The organism is Burkholderia aenigmatica (genome assembly GCF_902499175.1).
GTDB classification, from domain to species: domain Bacteria; phylum Pseudomonadota; class Gammaproteobacteria; order Burkholderiales; family Burkholderiaceae; genus Burkholderia; species Burkholderia aenigmatica.
In genome coordinates, this window is sequence record NZ_CABVQC010000010.1 from 1 (window position 1) to 19502 (window position 19502).

Consider the following 19502-nt stretch of genomic DNA (forward strand, 5'->3'; position numbering starts at 1 on the left):
AGCGCTCGCCGCGCACGCGCGCCCAGCCGGCGGCGGACGGCGCGGCGCCAGCCGCACCGTGCGGCTGGTCGGCCAGCAGGCCGTCGTCGAGCACTTCGCCGATGCTGCCGACCATCGCCTCGGCACCCGTCACGACCGGGCGGCGCCGCGCGCGCAGCGCGACGCTCGATACGCCCGCGACGAGCAGCCCGCCGCCGAGCGCGAGGCTCGCGATCACGGGCCACGGAATCCCGTAGCCGGGCACGTCGGTGTCGATCAGCATCAGCGCGCCGATCGTGAACGACACGATCCCGCCGAACCCGAGCACGCCGAAGGTCGGCAGGAACGCCTCGGCGACCAGGCAGCCGAGACCGAGCAGCACGAGGCCGAGGCCCGCATAGCTGATCGGCAGCAACTGCATCGCGAACAGCCCGATCAGCAGGCAGATCGTGCCGACGACGCCCGGCAGCACGAAGCCGGGGTTCGCGAATTCGAAGAAGAGGCCGTAGATGCCGATCGTCAAGAGGATCAGCGCGACGTTCGGGTCGGCGATGATCGCCAGGAAGCGGCTGCGCCAGTCGGGCTGGAGCACGACGAGCGGCGCATGCGCGGTCGCGAGCCGCGCCGTGCCGGCGGTGGTCGTCGCGGTGTGGCCGTCGAGCTGGCGAGCGAGGTCGGCCGGATCCTGCGCGATCAGGTCGACCACATGTTGCGCGCGCGCCTCGTTTGCCGACAGGCTCACGGCCTCGCGCACCGCGCGCTCGGCCCATTCGGCATTGCGCCCGCGCAGCTGCGCGAGGCCACGGATATACGCGGAGGCGTCCTGCATCGCCTTGCGGATCTCGGTCGATTGCGTGTCGCTCGGCAGCGCGGCCTGCGTGGCGGCCTCGGACGCACCTGATGTCCCTGACGCCCCCGGGGTGCCGCCCGGCGCCCGCGGTGCGGCGGGGTTCCCGCCCGGCGGCGCAGCGCCGCCGATCCCGAACTGCACGGGCGATGCCGCGCCGAGATTGGTGCCGGGCGCCATCGCCGCGAAGTGGCTCGCATAGACGATGTAGGTGCCCGCGCTCGCGGCCCGCGCGCCGCCCGGCGCGACGAACGCGGCGACCGGTACTGGCGAGCCGAGGATGGCCTTGATGATTTGCCGCATCGACGTGTCGAGGCCGCCGGGCGTGTCGAGTTGCAGGATCGCGAGCGGCGCGTGCTGGCGTGCCGCGCGGTCGAGCGAGCGCACGATGAAATCGGCGCTGGCCGGGCCAATCGCGCCGTTGATCGGGATCACGACGACCGGGCGGGCCGCGGCGGGTGCTTCGGCGGGCGGCGGCGCGGCGACCGCGGCGCACACGACGAGCAGCGCCGCGAACAGCGCGGCGCGCGCGACCCGCGCAGACAGCGGGTGACGAGGGTGGCCGCCGGGCGTGGCAGGCGCCGGCGACGGCCCGTGACGGAGAAAGTGCATCGCGACGTCCGGGCGGCGCGCGGCCGCGTGCCGTCCGGCTGGCGGAAAGGGCCTGGGCCCGATGCTTAAAGATTAGGCGGTTTCGGCAGAAAGCGCGAAGCGACGGCCGTGCCGGCCGGTTTCAGCCCGCGCCGCCGCCCCGTGCGAGCACTTCGTCGCGATAGTCGGCCGGGCTGCGCCCGCTCCATTTGCGGAACGCGCGGTAGAACGCGCTCGGTTCCGCGAAACCGGTCGCGGCCGCGACGTCGGCGATCGTGCGCGCGGGGTCGGCCAGCGCCTCGAACGCGAGATCGCGCCGCAGCGTGTCCTTGATCGACTGGTACGCGTGGCCTTCCTGGTGCAGCTTGCGGCGCAGCGTGGCCTCGGCCACGTGCAGCCGCGCGGCCATTCCGCCCGCGCCGGGCCACGCGGCCGGCGGCATCCCGCGCAGCACCGCGCGCACGCGCTGCGCGAGCGCGTTCGGGTTGCGGTACTTGACGATGAAGCTGGCCGGCGCGTTGCGCAGGAACGTCTTCAGCGTCTTCGCGTTCTGCACGACCGGCAGCGTCGCGAATTCGGGATCGAAATCGACATACGAATCGGGTTCGTTGAATCGCATGTCGTCGCAGAACATCGACGGGTATTCGTGATCGGCGGGTGGCGTGTCGCAGCGGAAGCTCGCGTGCAGCAGCGGGATGCGCCGCCCGATCAGCCAGCAGGTGAGCCCGTAGACGATGATGAAATAGGTCGCGTACGTGAACATCGCGGGCGTCGCGCCGTTGTTGCGGTGCACGAAGCGCAGCCGCACGCGCTGCGGGTTCGCGTCGAGCTCCGCGTGCAGGTCGTCGAGCACGCAGTGCAAGAAATTCACCGCGCGCGCCATCGCGTGCAGCCCGTCGCGGGCTGACAGCGCCGCCTGGCTCATCGCGATGAAGCTGCCGCTGCGCATCGGGTGGCGATCCTGCCCGAAAAACTCGTCGTCCATCGTGCGCGCGATCGCGTTCCACAGCGCGCCATATTGCTGCGCGGATACCCGTGCGCGCGGCTGCCCGAGCAGCGCGGGCGTAATGCCGGCCTGCTCGAGCAGCGGCTCGGCCGCGACGCCGCGCCGGGTCGCGAGCGCGACACTGTAAGCGACGAGGCTGATCGCGACGGTTCCCTTGTCTTCCTGCTTCATCCGTGCCGCCGGTGTGGCAAAAACGCTCAGTGTAAATGAGCGACGCGAGCATCGAACAGTCGCGCCTGCTTGCCTACACTTGTTGCATCGAAACGCAAGGACGGTCGCGCCCGGCGGCCGCGGGAGACAGCAGCACCATGGACGAGCTTTACACCGAAGACCAGCGGATGATCCGCGATGCCGCACGCGCGTTTTCTACCGAGATGCTGGCACCGAACGCGGCGCAATGGGACCACGATGCGCACCTGCCCGACGCGATCGTCGCGCAGCTCGGCGAACTCGGCCTGCTCGGGATGATCGTGCCGCAGGAGCTGGGCGGCTCGTATACGGACTACGTGGCCTACGCACTGGCGATGGAAGAGGTCGCCGCCGGCGACGCCGCGTGCGCGACGATGATGAGCGTGCACAACTCGGTCGGCTGCGGGCCGATCCTCGGCTTCGGCACGCCGGCCCAGAAGGATCGCTGGCTGGCCGACATGGCGGCGGGCCGCGTGATCGGCGCGTTCTGCCTGACCGAGCCGCACGCCGGCTCCGAGGCAAACAACCTGCGCACGCGTGCGGAACTGCGCGACGGCAAATGGGTGCTGAACGGCGCGAAGCAGTTCGTGACCAACGGCCAGCGTGCGGGTGTCGCGATCGTTTTTGCCATGACCGACCCGGAAGCCGGCAAGCGCGGCATTTCCGCGTTCCTGGTGCCGACCGATACGCCGGGCTTCATCGTCGGCAAACCCGAGAAGAAGATGGGCATCCGTGCGTCGGATACCTGCCCGATCACGTTCGAGAATTGCGCGATTCCGGAAGAGAACCTGCTCGGTAATCGCGGCGAAGGGCTGAAGATCGCGCTGTCGAACCTCGAAGGCGGCCGCATCGGCATCGCCGCGCAGGCACTCGGCATCGCGCGCGCCGCGTTCGACAAGGCGCGCCGCTATGCGGGCGAGCGCGTGCAGTTCGGCAAGCCGATCGCCGAACACCAGGCGATCCAGCAGAAGCTCGCCGACATGGCTGTGCAGATCAACGCCGCGCGCCTGCTCGTGCATCACGCGGCGAAGCTGCGCACGGCCGGGCTGCCGTGCCTGTCGGAAGCGTCGCAGGCCAAGCTGTTCGCGTCGGAGATGGCCGAGCGCGTGTGTTCGGACGCGATCCAGATCCACGGCGGCTACGGTTATCTGGTCGATTACGAAGTCGAGCGGCACTATCGCGACGCGCGCATCACGCAGATTTACGAAGGCACCAGCGAAGTGCAGCGGATGGTGATCGCGCGGCAGCTTTGAGCCGCGACGGTTGCCCCGGCGACAACATTGCGCAGGGCACGAGGGCAGCGCGGCGAACGCGGCACGCAACGACGTGACCGTGCGCCGCAACAGAGGCAACCGGGCATGGGCTGCAGCGCGTGCCCGGTTCGACGCATGGAGACTTTCCAGGGCATGGGGCCAGCGTAAGTGCTAAAGCACTCACGCTGGCCGACCGCACGAGGCATGGGGCCAGCGTAAGTGCTAAAGCACTAACGCTGGCCGACAGGAGACAATGATGACGGTACAGGCATTCCTGGACGCACGCGACTTTCTGCTGCGCCATCGCACCGACTACGAAACCGCTTACCGCGAGTTCGAGTGGCCGGTGCTCGATGCGTTCAACTGGGCGCTCGACTACTTCGACCCGATGGCACGCGGCAACGACCAGCCCGCGCTGTGGATCGTCGACGCGGCGACCGGCACGGGCGATCCGTATTCGTTCGCGCAGATGTCCGAGCGTTCGTCGCGGATCGCGAACTGGCTGCGTTCGATCGGTGTCGTGCGCGGCGACCGGATCCTGCTGATGCTGCCGAACCGTGTCGAGCTGTGGGACGCGATGCTCGCCGCGATGAAGCTCGGTGCGATCGTGCTGCCTGCCACCACGCAACTGTCACCTGACGACGTGCGCGACCGCGTGCAGATCGGCGGCGCGAAATACGCGATCGTCGACGAGAACGAAACCGCCAAATTCGAACAGCCCGACCTCGGCCTCGCGCAGAAGATCGTCGCCGGCGCGCCGCGCGCGGGCTGGCTCGCGATGAACGACGGCTACGCGGCCAGCGCCGCGTTCGAACCGGACGCCGTCACGCACGCGAATGATCCGATGCTGCTGTACTTCACGTCGGGCACGACGTCGAAGCCGAAGCTCGTCGAGCATACGCACCGCACCTATCCGGTCGGCCATCTGTCGACGATGTACTGGGTCGGCCTGCAGCCGGGCGACATCCACTGGAACATCAGCTCGCCGGGCTGGGCGAAGCACGCGTGGAGCTGCTTCTTCGCGCCGTGGAATGCGCAGGCGTGCGTGTTCGCATTCAACTACGCGCGCTTCGAGCCGAAGGTGGTACTCGATGCGCTCGTCAAATACCAGGTGACGACGCTGTGCGCGCCGCCGACCGTGTGGCGCATGCTCGTGCAGCAGCCGCTCGCGTCGTTCGACGTGAAGCTGCGCGAGATCGTCGGCGCGGGCGAGCCGCTGAATCCCGAGATCATCGAGCGCGTGAAGAAGGCGTGGGGCATCGCGATCCGCGACGGCTACGGCCAGACCGAGACGACCTGCCTGATCGGCAATTCGCCGGGCCAGCCGGTCGTTGCGGGCTCGATGGGCCGGCCGCTGCCCGGCTACCGGATCGAGTTGCTCGACCCGGACGGCGCGCCCGTGACCGAAGGCGAGGTTGCACTGCCGATCGGTGCCGACGTCACGCGCCCGGTCGGGCTGATGACAGGCTATGCGAACAATCCCGTCGCGACGGCCTACGCGATGCGCGACGGCCACTACCGCACGTCGGATATCGCGATGCGCGGCGACGACGGCTATTACGTGTACATCGGCCGCGCGGACGACGTGTTCAAGTCGTCCGACTACCGGCTGAGCCCGTTCGAACTCGAGAGCGTGTTGATCGAGCATCCGGCGATCGCCGAGGCGGCCGTCGTGCCGAGCCCCGACCCCGTGCGGCTGTCGGTGCCGAAGACTTTCATCATGCTGCGGCAGGGCTACGAGGAAAGTCCGGCGCTGGCCCTGGAGATTTTCCGTTTCTCGCGCGAGAAGCTCGCGCCGTACAAGCGGATCCGCCGCCTGCAGTTCGCGGAGCTGCCGAAGACGATCTCGGGGAAGATCCGCCGCGTCGAGCTGCGCCGCCGCGAGATCGAGCGTGGCGACGATGCGTCCGCGCGGATGCCCGGCGAATACTGGGAAGAAGATTTTGCCGCGGAACTGAAGTGACGTGACCGCGGGCCGCGCGCCGCATGTCGCGGCCGCCGCCCGCAGCCGAATTGAACCGGCCGCGCGGCGATATCGCGCTTGGCGGCCCTCTGCAAGGAGATTGGATCGATGAACGCGAATTCGAAAGACGTGCCGACGGTCAAGCTGCTGATCGACGGCGCCTTCGTCGAGTCCGCCACGAACGAGTGGCGCGACATCGTCAACCCGGCGACGCAGCAGGTGCTCGCGCGCGTGCCGTTCGCGACCGTCGCGGAAGTCGACGCGGCCGTGCAGGCCGCGCACACCGCGTTCGCAACATGGAAGAACACGCCGATCGCCGCGCGCATGCGCATCATGCTGAAGTTTCAGGATCTCGTGCGCACGAACCAGCAGCGCATCGCCAAGACGCTGACGGCCGAGCAGGGCAAGACGATTCCTGATGCCGAGGGCGACATCTTCCGCGGCCTCGAAGTGGTCGAGCATGCGTGCTCGATCGGTTCGCTGCAGCTCGGCGAATTCGCCGAGAACGTCGCGGGTGGTGTGGATACCTACACGCTGCGCCAGCCGCTCGGCGTGTGCGCGGGCATCACACCGTTCAACTTCCCCGCGATGATTCCGCTGTGGATGTTCCCGATGGCGATCGTGTGCGGCAACACGTTCGTGCTGAAGCCGTCGGAACAGGATCCGCTGTCGACGATGGAACTCGTCGAGCTCGCGGTCGAGGCCGGCGTACCGAAAGGGGTACTGAACGTCGTGCACGGCGGCAAGGAAGTCGTCGACGCGATCTGCACGCATCCGCTCGTGAAGGCGATCTCGTTCGTCGGTTCGACGGCGGTCGGCACGCACGTGTACAACCTCGGCAGCGCGAACGGCAAGCGCGTGCAGTCGATGATGGGCGCGAAGAACCACGCAGTCGTGCTGCCCGATGCGAACCGCGAGCAGGCGATCAATGCGCTCGTCGGCGCGGGCTTCGGCGCGGCCGGCCAGCGCTGCATGGCGACGTCGGTCGCGGTGCTCGTCGGCAACGCGCGCGACTGGCTGCCGGACATCGTGGCGAAGGCGAAGGCGCTGAAGGTCAATGCGGGCGCGGAAGCCGGCACCGACGTCGGGCCGGTCGTGTCGAAGGCCGCGAAGGAACGCATCCTGTCGCTGATCGACGCGGGCGTGAAGGAAGGCGCGAAGCTCGAACTCGACGGCCGCGACGTGACGGTGACCGGCTACGAGCAGGGCAACTTCGTCGGCCCGACGATCTTCTCGGGCGTGAAGACGAACATGTCGGTCTACACGCATGAAATCTTCGGGCCCGTGCTGGTCGTGATGGAAGCCGACACGCTCGACGAAGCGATCGCGCTCGTCAACGCGAACCCGTTCGGCAACGGCGTGGGCCTGTTCACGCAGAGCGGCGCGGCCGCCCGCAAGTTCCAGAGCGAAATCGACATCGGCCAGGTCGGCATCAACATCCCGATCCCGGTGCCCGTGCCGTTCTTCAGCTTCACGGGCTCGCGCGGCTCGAAGCTCGGCGATCTCGGCCCGTACGGCAAACAGGTCGTGCAGTTCTACACGCAGACCAAGACGGTCACCGCACGCTGGTTCGACGACGACACGACGGCCGGCCCGGTGAATACGACGATCCGGCTGCATTGAGCGGCGGAGGACACGAACATGAAAATCGGTTTTATCGGCCTCGGCCATATGGGTGCGCCGATGGCGCTGAACCTGCTGAAAGCGGGCCATGAAGTACATGCGTTCGACCTGAGCGCCGACGCGTTGCGCGCCCTGCAGGACGCCGGTGCGCAGGTGGCTGCTTCGCCGCGCGACGCGGCATCGGGCGCGACGTTCGTCATCACGATGCTGCCGGCCGCGCCGCATGTGCGCTCGGTGCTGTCCGGCGAGAACGGCGTGCTCGCCGGCCTCGGCGCGGGCGCGACCGTGATCGATTCGAGCACGATCGACCCAGCGAGCGCGCAGGCGTTCGGCGCGCTCGTGCGCGAGCACGGCGGCGCGTTTGTCGATGCGCCCGTGTCGGGCGGCACCGGCGGCGCGGCGGCCGGCACGCTGACCTTCATGGTCGGCGGCAGCGATGCGGATTTCGAGCGCGTGAAGCCCGTGCTCGCGGGCATGGGCAAGAACATCGTCCATTGCGGCGCGACGGGTATGGGGCAGGTCGCGAAGGTCTGCAATAACCTCGTGCTCGGCATCTCGATGGCGGCCGTGTCGGAGGCGATGTCGCTGGGCGTCGCGCTCGGCATCGACCCGAAGGTGCTCGCCGGCATCGTCAACACGTCGACGGGCCGCTGCTGGAGCTCGGATACGTACAACCCGTATCCGGGCGTGATCGACACCGCACCGTCGTCGCGCGGCTACTCGGGCGGCTTCGGCACCGACTTGATGCTGAAGGATCTCGGTCTCGCGAACGACGCCGCGAAGCAGGCCCGCCAGCCGGTCTATCTCGGCGCGCTCGCACAGCAGCTGTACCAGACGATGAGCAGCCGTGGCGACGGCCAGCTCGATTTCTCGGCGGTGATCCGCCTGTATCAACCAGTAACGAAGAAGGACGCGTGATGATCGAACTGGACTACGTCGACGACGGCGCGATCGCGTGCGCGACGCTCAAGCGTCCGCCCGCGAACGCCTTTACCGCCGACGGGCTGCAGCAACTGCAGGCAACCGTCGCCGAACTGAATGCGAATCCGCGCGTGCGCGCGCTGGTGATTACGGGCGACGGCCCGAAGTTCTTCAGCGCGGGCGCCGACCTGAACACGTTCGCCGAAGGCGACCGCGCGGTTGCACGTGCGATGGCATCGCGCTTCGGCGCGGCGTTCGAGGCGCTGCACGATGCGCGCGTCGTGACCATTGCGGCGATCAACGGCTACGCGATGGGCGGCGGTCTCGAATGCGCACTCGCGTGCGACCTGCGGATTGCCGAGACGCATGCGCAGATGGCGCTGCCCGAGCCGTCGGTCGGCCTGCTGCCATGCGGGCTCGGCACGCAGACGCTGCCTTGGCTCGTCGGCGAAGGCTGGGCGAAGAAGATCATCCTGACCGGCGCGCGTGTCGATGCGGCCACCGCGCTGCGGATCGGCCTCGTCGAGGACGTCGTGGAGTCGGGCGCGGCGCGCGATGCGGCGCTGGCGCTCGCACGCAACGTCGCGCGGCAGAGCCCGCACGCGGTCGCGTACAGCAAGGAGCTGATCGGTCTCGCGCGCCGCGGCGTGCCGCGCAGCGCGGCGCTCGCGGTCGAACGCGAACGCTTCGTCGACCTGTTCGAGACGAACGATCCGCGCGAAGGCGTGGCCGCGTTCCTCGGCAAGCGCGCGCCGCAGTGGCACACCGATGGAGAGTCGCAACGATGAGCACGCCGGTCATGAATCACGACGCGTTCGCGGAGCAGGCCCCCGAGGTGCTGTTCCGCGTGGTGAACCGCGTGGCGCTGATCACGCTGAACCGGCCGGCGGCGCTCAACGCGCTGTCGTACGCCATGATCGGCGAGCTGGCCGCGCTGCTCGAGCGCTGCCGTGACGACGACCAGATCGTCGCGGTCGTGCTGCGCGGCGCCGGCGAGAAGGGCTTCTGCGCGGGCGGCGACGTGCGCGCGCTGTACAAGATGGTTGCGCAGCGCGAAACCTGGCTGCCGTTCTTCGTCGACGAATACCGGCTCGACTACGCGATCCACACGTTCCCGAAGCCGGTGGTCGCGCTGATGGACGGCGTGACGATGGGCGGCGGCATGGGCCTCGCACAGGGCGCGACGCTGCGCGTCGCGACCGAGCGCAGCAAGATCGCGATGCCGGAGACGCGCATCGGCCTCGTGCCGGACGTCGGCGCGACGCATTTCCTGTCGCGCATGCCGGTCGAACTCGAACTGTACGTCGGGCTGACCGGCGCGATGCTGTCAGGCGCCGACGCGCTGACCGCGAAGCTCGCGGATCTGTGCGTGCCGTCCGCGTGGCTCGACACGTTCGAGACGCGCATCGAAAGCGTCAAGTGGGAAGGCGATGCGTTGCCGCTGCTGCGCAAGGTATTCGAGCCGCCGTGCAACGTCGTGCCGCATGCGGCGCTCGACAGCCAGATGCCGTGGATCGTGCGTCACTTCGACAAGCGCTCGACCGTCGAGCGGATCGTCGCGACGCTGATGCAGGATCTCGCACGCGAGGAACTGTCGCGCGAGCACCGTCAATGGCTGCAGGCGACGCTCGATGCGCTCACGGGCCACTCACCGACGATGCTGTACGTGACGCGCGAGGCGCTGCTGCGCGGCCGCCAGATGACGCTGGCCGAATCGTTCCGGATGGAGCTCGGCATCGTCGCGCGCGCGATCGAGGAAGGCGACTTCTGCGAAGGCGTGCGCGCGCATCTCGTCGACAAGGATCGCAAACCGCGCTGGGCGCCCGCGTCGCTCGTCGAGCTGCGCGCCGAACGCGTGCGGCATTTCCTCACGTCACCGTGGAAGCTGTTCGCGCATCCGCTGGCGGCGCTGGGCGCGGATTGAACGGCCGGCACGCGGCCGATGACCTGCAAGGCGGCGCATGCTTCGGCATGCGCCGTTTTTCTTTTTCGAGGTCGGCACGCATCCAGCGCAGCACATGCGATGACGCGCGTTACCATCAGCCGCTTGAAATCACAACCGCCGGGAATAGACGAAAATCTCAATAATAATTTGCGAATTCAAGCGCGGTGGGCGAGGGGCTCTGCTTGTCGAGGAATATGAAAAGCCATTAATATCTTCAAACAAAATTTGATTGTCAGTTTGATAATTTAAAGTCGCCTCATCGAAGGCGTGCATGAAAATGCCGCTATTCGATAAAGATCCGAGGCGAGCATGAGACAAAGGGGGCTATTCCGTCCGTGGGGCACGGGCTGAGGCGCTGAGCCACCCCGGATGCGCGGGCTCCGCGAGATGAATCACGAGTTCGGCTATCGGTCGAGGCATCTATTGGCGTCCGGGTTCGTGGCTGCTGCTCGATTGGCGGCATTCGTGCATCAACGGTTTTTCCTGATGGATTCGATGCGCACTCGGTGCTTCGACGTGAGTTGACACGCCTGTCATCGCGCCTTGACTGGATTCGTGAATAACGGGTGATTGAATCCGGAATAATCGCGCGATCTGTTTTCGAGTCTGAAATTTCATTTCAACTACTTCAAATTACATTTCCATGTGGATTTGCCGAAGCCTGACCGGCGGCCGGGGCGCTGCCCGATGAAGACGCTCGCGTATCTCGCCTGCCTGACCTCGGTCGGGCTGGTACTGCGGTATGCGGGCGTCCCGCATGGCCTGCTGCTCGGCGCGATTCTCGCCGCATCGATCGCGACCAGCCGGTTCGGTTTCGCGCCCAGGCTGCGCTTCGGCCTCGAGTTCGTGCAGATCGTGCTCGGCACGGCGACCGGCTTGATGTTCCGGTCGTGGGACACGCAGATGGTCGTCTCGATCGTGCCGAGCCTGGGTGTGCTGCTCGTATGCCTGGCCGTGCAGATCGCGGTCGGCAGTCTTTGGCTGTCCCGCGTCTCGCGCTGGAACCTGGCCGATTCATTGCTGGCCGTCTATCCCGGCGCACTCGCCGCGGTGTTCGACCTGCTGGAATCCGAGCGCGCGTCGGCCAAGGTGATCGTCGTGCATCTCGTGCGGCTCCTGTCGATCACGGTCCTGGTCAGTTGTTTCATTCCGGCGCAGGTGGGCGCGCCGCAGCCAGTGGCTGTCGCTGCGCTGCCGGTCGAGACGTTGCTGGCGCTGACCGGGTTGGTGGTGCTGTGCGTGCTGGTCGGGCGGGCGTTGCTCGGGCTCGGTATTCCCGCACCGTTCATGATCACGGCCATCGTGCTGGCCGGCGTGTTCGTGCGAGCGGGATGGCTGCATGACTTCGAGGTGCCGGCGTGGTGCGTCGATGCGGCGTCGGTCATCCTGGGCGCGCTGATCGGCGCGCAGTTCAGGCAGATCACGCTGGCGGAAGGGCTGCGATACGGCCGCACCGGGCTCGCATGCATCGCGCTGATGCTGATGGTGGCCGGTGCGTTCGCGTGGGGGATGGCGCGGCTGTCCGGCTACGGGGTGCTGCCGCTGTGGCTCTCGTATGCGCCCGGCGCCATCGAGACGATCACGATCGTCGCCTACGGCGGCGGGTTGAACGTCGTGTTCGTGCTGTCTCATCATCTGACGCGGCTGGTCGTGCTGCACTTCGCGCCGGCGGCACTCGCCCGCGCGCGCCGCCGGCGCATGCTGGCGATCGACGGCGGCAACGCGAAATAGCGCGGGCAGGGCGGAGTGTCGCGCGTGCCCGTGCGGGCGCGGCGCGATCCCCGGCGCCGTGCGCCGTCCCGCCTACCGCTCGATCATCGGCGGAATCGCCTGCGCGAACGCGTCGATCACGCAGCGCGTCTTGCGCGGCAGGTAGCGCGTCTTCGGCCAGATCGCGTGGATGTCGCCTTCGCAGACGAAGCAGCGGTCGAGCACGACCGTCATCTCGCCGCGCTTCACGTAGTGATCGAGCAGCCAGCTCGGCAGCCACGCGATCCCGAACCCCGATGCGCCGGCTGCCGCGATCGCCTGCACGTCGTCGAAACTGAGCTGGTGCGGCATGTCGATCCGTACCGTCGAACCGTCCGGCGCGCGCAGGTCCCACGGTTGAACCACACCCGAACGGGAATACGCGATCGTCCGGTGGTGCTTCAGATCGTCGAGCGTCTTCGGCATCCCGTAGCGGGCGAGATACGACGGCGCCGCGCCGAGGCTGCCGTATTGCGTGCCGAGCCGCCGCACCGTGAGGCTCGTGCTGTCCGCGAGCGTGCCGATCCGCACCGCGAGGTCGATGCCTTCCTCGACGAGATCGACGAAGCGGTCGGTGATCGACACGTCGATCCGCAGATGCGGATAGGTGCGCGCGAGGTCGAGCACGACGGGCGTCACGCAGTGGTGCCCGAACGCGAGCGGCACGCTCAGGCGCAGCTTGCCGCGCGGCTCGTTGCGGCCGCAGTCGAGGTCGGCTTCCGCCGCCTCCAGTTCCGCGAGCGCGCGCACGCAGCGGTCGTAGTACGCCTGGCCGTCGTCGGTCAGGCTCTGGCTGCGCGTCGTGCGCTGCAGCAGCCGCGCGCCGAGCCGCTTCTCGAGCCGCGCGACCGCCTTGCCGACGGCCGAACGCGTCATGTCGAGCCGCTCCGCGGCGAGCGCGAAGCTGCCCGATTCCACTACCTGGACGAAGGTCGTCACGCCGTCGAGTCTGTCGGTCATGGAAGGGTGAATTGATTGAGTCCTGCAGTTCCCCAGTCTGGAGAAACAGCTGCGTCAATGGGGATGGAAATTCTCACTATAGTACCGATTCCCGTCCAGCGTGCGTCGCCGGCCGCACGCGGCGAATCCTTCTCACCTGGAGGCGCGCGGCCCGTTGCCGGGCCACGGCGCAATACGCATGACGCTATCCGACTCCCGCAGGAATGCGGTCGCGCTCGCGGCCGTCTGTCTCACGTCGCTGATGTTCGGCCTCGAAATCTCGAGCGTGCCGGTGATCCTGCCGACGCTCGAACACGTACTGCATGGCGATTTCAACGGGATGCAGTGGATCATGAACGCGTACACGATCGCGTGCACGACCGTGCTGATGGCGGCCGGCACGCTCGCCGACCGGTTCGGCCGCAAGCGCGTGTACGTGATCGGCACCGTGCTGTTCGGCGCGACGTCGCTGCTGTGCGGGCTCGCGCCGAACGTGCCGGTGCTCGTCGCGGGCCGGCTGCTGCAGGGCGCGAGCGGCGGCGCGATGCTGATCTGCCAGATTGCCGTGCTGTCGCACCAGTTCCGCGAGGGCCGCGAGCGCAGCCGCGCGTTCGGGATCTGGGGGATCGTGTTCGGCATCGGGCTCGGTTTCGGGCCGATCGTCGGCGGCGCGATCGTCGCGCTGGCAAGCTGGCCGTGGGTGTTTCTGGTCCATGCGCCACTCGCGGCCATCGCGCTCGCGATGATCGGCGGCGCGGTGCAGGAGTCGAGCGATCCGCACGCGGGCTCGCTCGACGTGGCGGGCATCGTCACGCTGTCGCTCGCGGTGCTCGGCCTCGCGTTCTACATCACGCAAAGCGCGGAGCTCGGGCTCACCAGCGCCGCCGGCCTCGGCGTGCTCGGCGCGACCGTGGTGGCACTGGCCGGCTTCTTCATCGCGGAACGCGCCAGCGCGCGGCCGATGTTCGATTTCTCGGTGTTCCGGATCCGCCCGTTCACCGGCGCGATCTTCGGCTCGATGGGGATGAACTTCAGCTTCTGGCCGTTCATGATCTACCTGCCGATCTGGTTCCAGGTCGCGCTCGGCTACGACAGCGTGACGGCCGGCCTCGCGTTGCTCGCGTACACGTTGCCGACGCTGGTCGCGCCGCCGTTCGGCGAACGGCTCGCGCTGCGCTACGGGCCGGGCGTCGTGATCCCGGGCGGCCTGTTCACGATCGCGGCGGGTTTCGCGTTGATGCGGATCGGCAGCGCGGCCGACCCTGCGAGCTGGATCACGATGCTGCCCGGCTGCGTGATCGCCGGCATCGGGCTCGGGCTCACGAACACGCCGGTGACCAACACGACGACGGGCGCGGTGCCGAGCTCGCGGGCCGGGATGGCGTCGGGCATCGACATGAGCGCGCGGATGATCTCGCTCGCGCTGAACATCGCGGCGATGGGCTTCGTGCTGGTCGCGGGGATCGTCGCGAGCCTGAAGGCCGGTGTCGCGGGCACGATCGGCGACGCGGCGCTGCGCCGGCTCGCGCAGGAGATTGCATCCGGCCGGACCGACGGGCTGCACGAGATCGCACCGGCGCTCGCGCAGGCCGACCCGACCGGCGCGGCATTGCATGCGGCGCTCGTGCACGGGTTCGGCTGGGTGATGGTGTACGGCGCGGCAGGGGTGGCCGTACTCGCGACGGCAAGCGCGGTGGCGTTCGCGCCGGCGCGGCGCGGGGCACCCGTGTGCGAATGACTGCGAGCGTGGCCGGCGCGGCCAGCCCGGCGCGCGCGCCGGTCAGGACATCCCGCCGCCGAGCGCGCGGTACAGCGTCATCTGGTTGTTGAGCCGGTCCAGCCGCGTCTGTTCGTCGGCACTTTGCGCGTCGCGCAGCCGCTGCTGCTGGTCGAGCCACGGCTGCACGGCGGTCGCGCCGGCCGCGAAGCGCGCGGCGGCCAGCCGCTCGGCGCGCTGCGCCTGGGCCAGCGACAGCGCGCGCTGTTCGGCTTCGCGTTCGAGCTGCACGCGTGCCGACAGCGCATTCTCGACTTCCGCGAGCGCCGTGTAGAGCTTCTGGCGGAACCCGACGACCGCTTCCTCGTACTGCGCCTTCGACACCTTGATCTGCAACTGCATCGTGTTCCACTGGATGAACGGCAGCGCAAGGCCGAGCCCGAGCGTGCCGACCGGATTCATCAGCACGCGCTCGAGGCTCGTGCTCGACGTGCCGGCCTGGCCGGTCAGCGTGAAGGTCGGGTAGAAGCTCGTGCGCGTCGCGTCGACGTTCGCGAGCGATTCGCGCAGCCGGAACTCAGCCGCGCGCAGGTCGGGGCGCCGGCCGAGCAGGCTGGCCGGCAGGCCGGCCGCGACCTCCGGCGGTGCCGCGACGGGCAGCGCCGACGGTTCGGCCGCGTGTTGCTGCGGCGGCCGGTCGAACAGGATCGCGAGTGCGTGACGGTTCTCGGTGCGCTGCTGGATCAGGCGGGTCTGCGCGGCACGTTGCGCGGCGAGGCTCTGTTCGGCTTGCGCCAGGTCGAGCCCTGACACGGCACCGGCCGTGTGCCGTGACCGGACGACCGCGAGCGTGCGTACCGCATATGCGATGTTCGCGTCGCCGAGCGCGATCTGCCGGTTCAGATAGCCGATCCGCCAGTACAGCGACGCGGTCGTGCCGATCAGCGACAGCCGCGCGGCTTCGAGATCGGCGGCCGTCGCGTCGGCTTCCCAGCGCGCGGCGTCGCGCAGCGCGGCCAGCCGGCCCCACAGGTCGATTTCATAGCTGAGCGAAACGCTCGCGCCGCTCGACCGGCTCATCTGGTGCGTATCGAGCGTGCGCGACACGGCGCCGTTCGCACCGAGCGACACGGTGGGCGTCAGGTTCGTATTCGCGAGGCCGGCCTGCAGTTGTGCGCGGTACACGCGGATCGCCGCGATCGCGAGATCGTTGTTGGCGCGCAGCGCATCGTCGATCAGCGCGTCGAGTTGCGGATCGCCGAAGCTGCGCCACCAGTCGCGCGTCGTGGCCGGCGCGTCGGCGGAAACCGGCGCCGCCCAGTTCGCCGGCATCGCGACGGCGGGCAGCGGCTCATGGCGCGCGCCTGCACAGCCGGCGAGCAGTGCGGCCGCGCACGCGAAGGCGCCCAGGCGGTGAAGCGGTGAGGAATGCGTCATGGCGGGCCTTGCGTCAGTCGCGCGCGAGCGCATCGATCGGATCGAGCCGCGATGCATTGCGCGCGGGCATGAAGCCGAATATCACACCGGTGAGCGTCGAGCAGACGAACGCGGTCACGATCGCGCCGGCCGAGAACACCATCTTCCACTGCGCGACGAACATCGAGAACAGCGCGCCGAGCCCGAACGACAGCGCGATGCCGATCGTGCCGCCGAGCAGGCAGACGAGCACGGCCTCGACGAGAAACTGCTGCAGGATGTCGGACTGGCGCGCGCCGACCGCCATCCGGATCCCGATTTCGCGCGTGCGCTCGGTGACCGACACCAGCATGATGTTCATCACGCCGATCCCGCCGACGACGAGCGAAATCACGGCGATCAGCGACAGCAGCAGCGTCAGCGACTGGCCGGTCTTCTCGACAGTCTTCACCACGCTGTCCATGTTGTACGTGAAGAAGTCCTTGCGGCCGTGGCGCTGCGTCATCAGCTTTTCGAGGCTCTTTTCGGCGGCGGCGCTCGGTTGCCCATCGCGTACGCGCACGGTGATGCTGTCGAGATAGCGCTGCCCGAACAGGCGCCCGCTCGCGGTCGTGTACGGCACCCACACGTTCAGGCTTTTCACGCTGCCGAACGCGCTTTTCTTGTCGGCCGTCACGCCGATCACGACGCACGGCACGTTGTCGACCAGGATGACTTCGCCGATCGGGTTGCGCGTCGCGCCGAACAGCTTGCGGCGCGTGTTCTGGTCGATCACGGCCACCTGTACCTGGCGGCGCACCGCGTCCTCGTCGAACGCGACGCCCAGCGCGAAGCGCATCCCGCGCGCCTGGAAGAAGCGGTCGCCGACGCCGCTCACGAGCGCGTTCACGTCGATGTTGCGGTAGCGCAGCAGCAGCGTGCGCGACGTTTCGGGCGTCGCGCTGTCGACGTACGGCTGCTCGGCGAGCGCGGCGACGTCGGCGGGCACGAGCGTCTGGATCGCGTCGGCGCGGCTGTCGCCCCAGTCGGTGCCCGGATAGATGTTGATCGTGTTCGTGCCGATGCTGCCGATCTCGTCGAGCATGTAACGCTTCGCGCCTTCGCCGATCGCGACGATCGACACGACCGACGTGATGCCGATGATGATGCCGAGCATCGTCAGCAGCGTGCGCAGCCGGTGCGACACGAGCGCGATCCACGCCATCCGGCAGGCCTCGGCGAAGCGGCCGGAGCCGGCCGTGAAGCGGCGCGTGCGCGTGCCGGTGCTTGTGTCGGCATGCACATCGGCGTCGACAGCCGCGGGCGGCGGTGTGTCATGGCGATCGCGGGCGGGTAGCGCGCTGGCCTCTGCTTCGCTCGCTTCCGCTGCGTCGACACCCGCTTCCGCGAGCGCTTCCGCGTCGTGCCGATTCGGCCGGTCGGCGACGATCTCGCCGTCGCTGATCTCGATGATGCGCCGCGCATGGCGCGCGACGGCCTTGTCGTGCGTGACGATGACGATCGTATGGCCGAGTGCGTTCAGCTCGTGCAGGATGCGGATCACGTCCTGGCCGCTTTTCGTGTCGAGCGCGCCGGTCGGTTCGTCGGCGAGGATCACGTGGCCGCCGTTCATCAGCGCGCGTGCGATGCTCACGCGCTGCTGCTGGCCACCGGACAGTTGACCGGGACGATGGTGCGCGCGATCCGCGAGCCCGAGGCGCGCGAGCAGCTCGCGTGCGCGTGCATGCCGCTCCGCGCGCGGGGTGCCGGCATAGATCGCGGGCATTTCGAGGTTCGCGACCGCGTCGACGTGCGGCAGCAGGTGATAGCGCTGGAACACGAAGCCGAAGTGTTCGCGGCGCAGTTGCGCGAGCTCGTCGCTGTCGAGCATGTGCGTGTCGCGGCCGCCGACCGTGTAGGTGCCTTCGCTCGGATGATCGAGGCAGCCGAGGATGTTCATCAGCGTCGACTTCCCGGAGCCTGACGCGCCGACGATCGCGACGATCTCGCCCGCGTGGATCGACAGGTTGACGTTGTTCAGGACGACGACATCCTTGTCGCCGGCCGGAAAGCGTCGTGTGACGGCAGCGAGTTTCAGCAGGGGCTGGCTCATCGTCACACCACGTCCGCCAGCGGCGCATGGTCGTCGCCGGCCGCTTCGCCGATCACGACACGTTCGCCGTCCTTCAGGCCGCTCAGCACTTCGACGCGCACGTTGTTGTTGATGCCGATGCGGATGTTGCGCGTTTCCGTGCTGCCGTCGGCACGCAGCACGCGTACCGCATAGGTGCCGTCCTTGCGTTTTTCGCCGAGCGCGGCGGCCGGAATGCTCAGCGCGTTGCGTGCGTTGCCGAGCACGATGTTGACTTGCGCGGTCATCGAGATGCGCAACCGATGCTCGGGATTCGGCACTTCGAACAGCGCGTTGTAGAACACGGCCGAATTCGGCTTCGTGCCGCCGCCCGCGCCGCCGCCGAGCGGGCTCTGTGCTTCGGCGTAGTTCTGCGGCGCCGGCTCGATCGCGCGCAGCTTGCCGTAGTGACGCTTGTCCGGTTCGCCGAGGATCGTGAAATACGCGGTCTGGCCACCACTCACGCGGATCACGTCGGCTTCCGACACCTGCGCCTTCACGGTCATCGTGTCGAGATCGGCGAGCTTCAGGATCACCGGCGCCTGTTGCTGCGCGATCACGGTCTGGCCTTCCTGCGTGACGACCGCGACGACCTCGCCGTTGATCGGCGCGACGATGCGCGTGTAGCCGAGATTGGCCTGCGCGGTCTCGATCTGGATGCGGGCCGAGCGGATCTGCGCGGCGAGCGACGCGAGTGTCGCGCGCTGCACGTCGAGCGTCGCGCGGGCGGCCTCGAACGATTCGCGCGAGGTCGCATCGTCGGGCAGCATCGCCTGTTGGCGCTTGAACGCGAGTTCTGCCTGCGTGAGTTGCGCGGCGGTCGATTGCTGCTGTGCGCGCAGGCTTTCTTCGCTGGCGCGCGCCTGGCGCAGCGCGTTTTCCGAGATCACGGGATCGATCTCGGCAAGCCACTGGCCCTTCGTGACCTTGTCGCCGAGCTTGACCTTCAACGACTTCAACTGCCCCGACACCTGCGCACCGACGTCGACCTGCCTGAATGCCTGCAGCGCACCGGTGGCGAGCACCGCGTTCTCGAGATCGCCGCGCGAGACGGGCGCGGACAGGTATTGCGGATGCTTGTCGGGCGCGCACGCCTTCAGCGTGACGCCGATGGCGATCGCGACGATGGCAACGGAAGCCAGCACGATGCGCCGGCGGCGAGGGTTCTTCTGAGTCATGAGCGTGCGGCAAGGATGAAGCGATGCCGGCGATGCGTGCGGCCGGGCGGGACGATCCGGTCGGCGTCGCATGCCG

General features: G+C 68.4%; 14 protein-coding genes. 8 read left to right on the forward strand and 6 right to left on the reverse strand.

The genetic code is table 11. The annotated features are described in order from the left end of the window. Nucleotides 1-1438, reverse strand: a 1438-nt coding sequence (locus tag BDO18943_RS09515; protein ID WP_175022075.1) for an NfeD family protein, incomplete at its 3' end; no start/stop codon positions are given. Between the two features lie 121 nt (nt 1439-1559). Next, nucleotides 1560-2594 (reverse strand): AraC family transcriptional regulator, encoded by a 1035-nt coding sequence (locus tag BDO18943_RS09520; protein WP_175022076.1) that lies wholly within the window; start codon nt 2592-2594, stop codon nt 1560-1562. 137 nt (nt 2595-2731) lie between these two features. Between BDO18943_RS09520 and BDO18943_RS09525 the strand changes: the two genes are divergently transcribed. The 7 genes from BDO18943_RS09525 (at nt 2732) to BDO18943_RS09555 (ending at nt 12048) form a co-directional block, all read left to right on the forward strand. Continuing rightward, nucleotides 2732-3865: an acyl-CoA dehydrogenase family protein gene (locus tag BDO18943_RS09525; RefSeq protein ID WP_175022077.1), complete on the forward strand. Its 1134-nt coding sequence runs from the start codon at nt 2732-2734 to the stop codon at nt 3863-3865. Nucleotides 3866-4121: 256 nt separating this feature from the next. After that, nucleotides 4122-5828, forward strand: coding sequence for an AMP-binding protein (locus BDO18943_RS09530; RefSeq protein ID WP_175022078.1), 1707 nt, complete (start codon nt 4122-4124; stop codon nt 5826-5828). 108 nt (nt 5829-5936) lie between these two features. Then, the gene (locus BDO18943_RS09535) at nt 5937-7451 is read left to right on the forward strand and encodes a CoA-acylating methylmalonate-semialdehyde dehydrogenase (RefSeq protein WP_175022079.1); all 1515 of its coding nucleotides are present in this window, start codon (nt 5937-5939) and stop codon (nt 7449-7451) included. An 18-nt stretch (nt 7452-7469) separates the two neighbouring features. Beyond that, entirely contained in the window at nt 7470-8369 is a 900-nt protein-coding gene (mmsB, locus tag BDO18943_RS09540) for a 3-hydroxyisobutyrate dehydrogenase (RefSeq protein WP_175022080.1), read from the forward strand. Then, entirely contained in the window at nt 8369-9160 is a 792-nt protein-coding gene (locus BDO18943_RS09545; protein WP_175022178.1) for an enoyl-CoA hydratase, read from the forward strand. The genes mmsB and BDO18943_RS09545 overlap by 1 nt, the downstream gene beginning before the upstream one ends. Further along, nucleotides 9157-10296: an enoyl-CoA hydratase/isomerase family protein gene (locus BDO18943_RS09550; protein ID WP_175022081.1), complete on the forward strand. Its 1140-nt coding sequence runs from the start codon at nt 9157-9159 to the stop codon at nt 10294-10296. The genes BDO18943_RS09545 and BDO18943_RS09550 overlap by 4 nt, the downstream gene beginning before the upstream one ends. Nucleotides 10297-11004: 708 nt before the next feature. After that, the gene (locus BDO18943_RS09555; protein WP_175022082.1) at nt 11005-12048 is read left to right on the forward strand and encodes an AbrB family transcriptional regulator; all 1044 of its coding nucleotides are present in this window, start codon (nt 11005-11007) and stop codon (nt 12046-12048) included. A gap of 72 nt (nt 12049-12120) precedes the next feature. On the opposite strand, the gene BDO18943_RS09560 is transcribed toward BDO18943_RS09555, so the two are convergent. Beyond that, nucleotides 12121-13026, reverse strand: a complete 906-nt coding sequence (locus BDO18943_RS09560; RefSeq protein WP_175022083.1) for a LysR family transcriptional regulator — start codon at nt 13024-13026, stop codon at nt 12121-12123. 178 nt (nt 13027-13204) lie between these two features. On the opposite strand from BDO18943_RS09560, the gene BDO18943_RS09565 reads away from it, so the two are divergent. Beyond that, complete coding sequence (locus BDO18943_RS09565; protein ID WP_175022084.1) at nt 13205-14743, forward strand: MFS transporter; 1539 nt, start codon at nt 13205-13207, stop codon at nt 14741-14743. A 42-nt stretch (nt 14744-14785) separates the two neighbouring features. Here BDO18943_RS09565 and BDO18943_RS09570 read toward each other — a convergent pair whose 3' ends face one another. The 3 genes from BDO18943_RS09570 to BDO18943_RS09580 are packed head-to-tail and all read right to left on the reverse strand — an operon-like array spanning nt 14786 to nt 19426. Continuing rightward, nucleotides 14786-16159 carry an efflux transporter outer membrane subunit gene (locus BDO18943_RS09570; protein WP_175022085.1) on the reverse strand — a complete coding sequence of 458 codons (1374 nt, stop codon included), beginning with the start codon at nt 16157-16159 and terminating at the stop codon, nt 14786-14788. Nucleotides 16160-16172: 13 nt separating this feature from the next. Continuing rightward, on the reverse strand, nt 16173-18230 hold the full coding sequence (locus BDO18943_RS09575; protein ID WP_175022086.1) for a MacB family efflux pump subunit: 2058 nt from the start codon (nt 18228-18230) through the stop codon (nt 16173-16175). A 2-nt stretch (nt 18231-18232) separates the two neighbouring features. Beyond that, entirely contained in the window at nt 18233-19426 is a 1194-nt protein-coding gene (locus BDO18943_RS09580) for an efflux RND transporter periplasmic adaptor subunit (RefSeq protein WP_175022087.1), read from the reverse strand. Nucleotides 19427-19502: the final 76 nt, after the last annotated feature.

Coding starts and splice junctions, on each gene's coding strand:
- mmsB (WP_175022080.1), top strand. CDS start 7,470: ATGAAAATCGGTTTTATCGGCCTCGGCCATATGGGTGCGCCGATGGCG.
- BDO18943_RS09580 (WP_175022087.1), bottom strand. CDS start 19,426: ATGACTCAGAAGAACCCTCGCCGCCGGCGCATCGTGCTGGCTTCCGTT.
- BDO18943_RS09550 (WP_175022081.1), top strand. CDS start 9,157: ATGAGCACGCCGGTCATGAATCACGACGCGTTCGCGGAGCAGGCCCCC.
- BDO18943_RS09570 (WP_175022085.1), bottom strand. CDS start 16,159: ATGACGCATTCCTCACCGCTTCACCGCCTGGGCGCCTTCGCGTGCGCG.
- BDO18943_RS09555 (WP_175022082.1), top strand. CDS start 11,005: ATGAAGACGCTCGCGTATCTCGCCTGCCTGACCTCGGTCGGGCTGGTA.
- BDO18943_RS09575 (WP_175022086.1), bottom strand. CDS start 18,230: ATGAGCCAGCCCCTGCTGAAACTCGCTGCCGTCACACGACGCTTTCCG.
- BDO18943_RS09535 (WP_175022079.1), top strand. CDS start 5,937: ATGAACGCGAATTCGAAAGACGTGCCGACGGTCAAGCTGCTGATCGAC.
- BDO18943_RS09565 (WP_175022084.1), top strand. CDS start 13,205: ATGACGCTATCCGACTCCCGCAGGAATGCGGTCGCGCTCGCGGCCGTC.
- BDO18943_RS09560 (WP_175022083.1), bottom strand. CDS start 13,026: ATGACCGACAGACTCGACGGCGTGACGACCTTCGTCCAGGTAGTGGAA.
- BDO18943_RS09545 (WP_175022178.1), top strand. CDS start 8,369: ATGATCGAACTGGACTACGTCGACGACGGCGCGATCGCGTGCGCGACG.
- BDO18943_RS09530 (WP_175022078.1), top strand. CDS start 4,122: ATGACGGTACAGGCATTCCTGGACGCACGCGACTTTCTGCTGCGCCAT.
- BDO18943_RS09520 (WP_175022076.1), bottom strand. CDS start 2,594: ATGAAGCAGGAAGACAAGGGAACCGTCGCGATCAGCCTCGTCGCTTAC.
- BDO18943_RS09525 (WP_175022077.1), top strand. CDS start 2,732: ATGGACGAGCTTTACACCGAAGACCAGCGGATGATCCGCGATGCCGCA.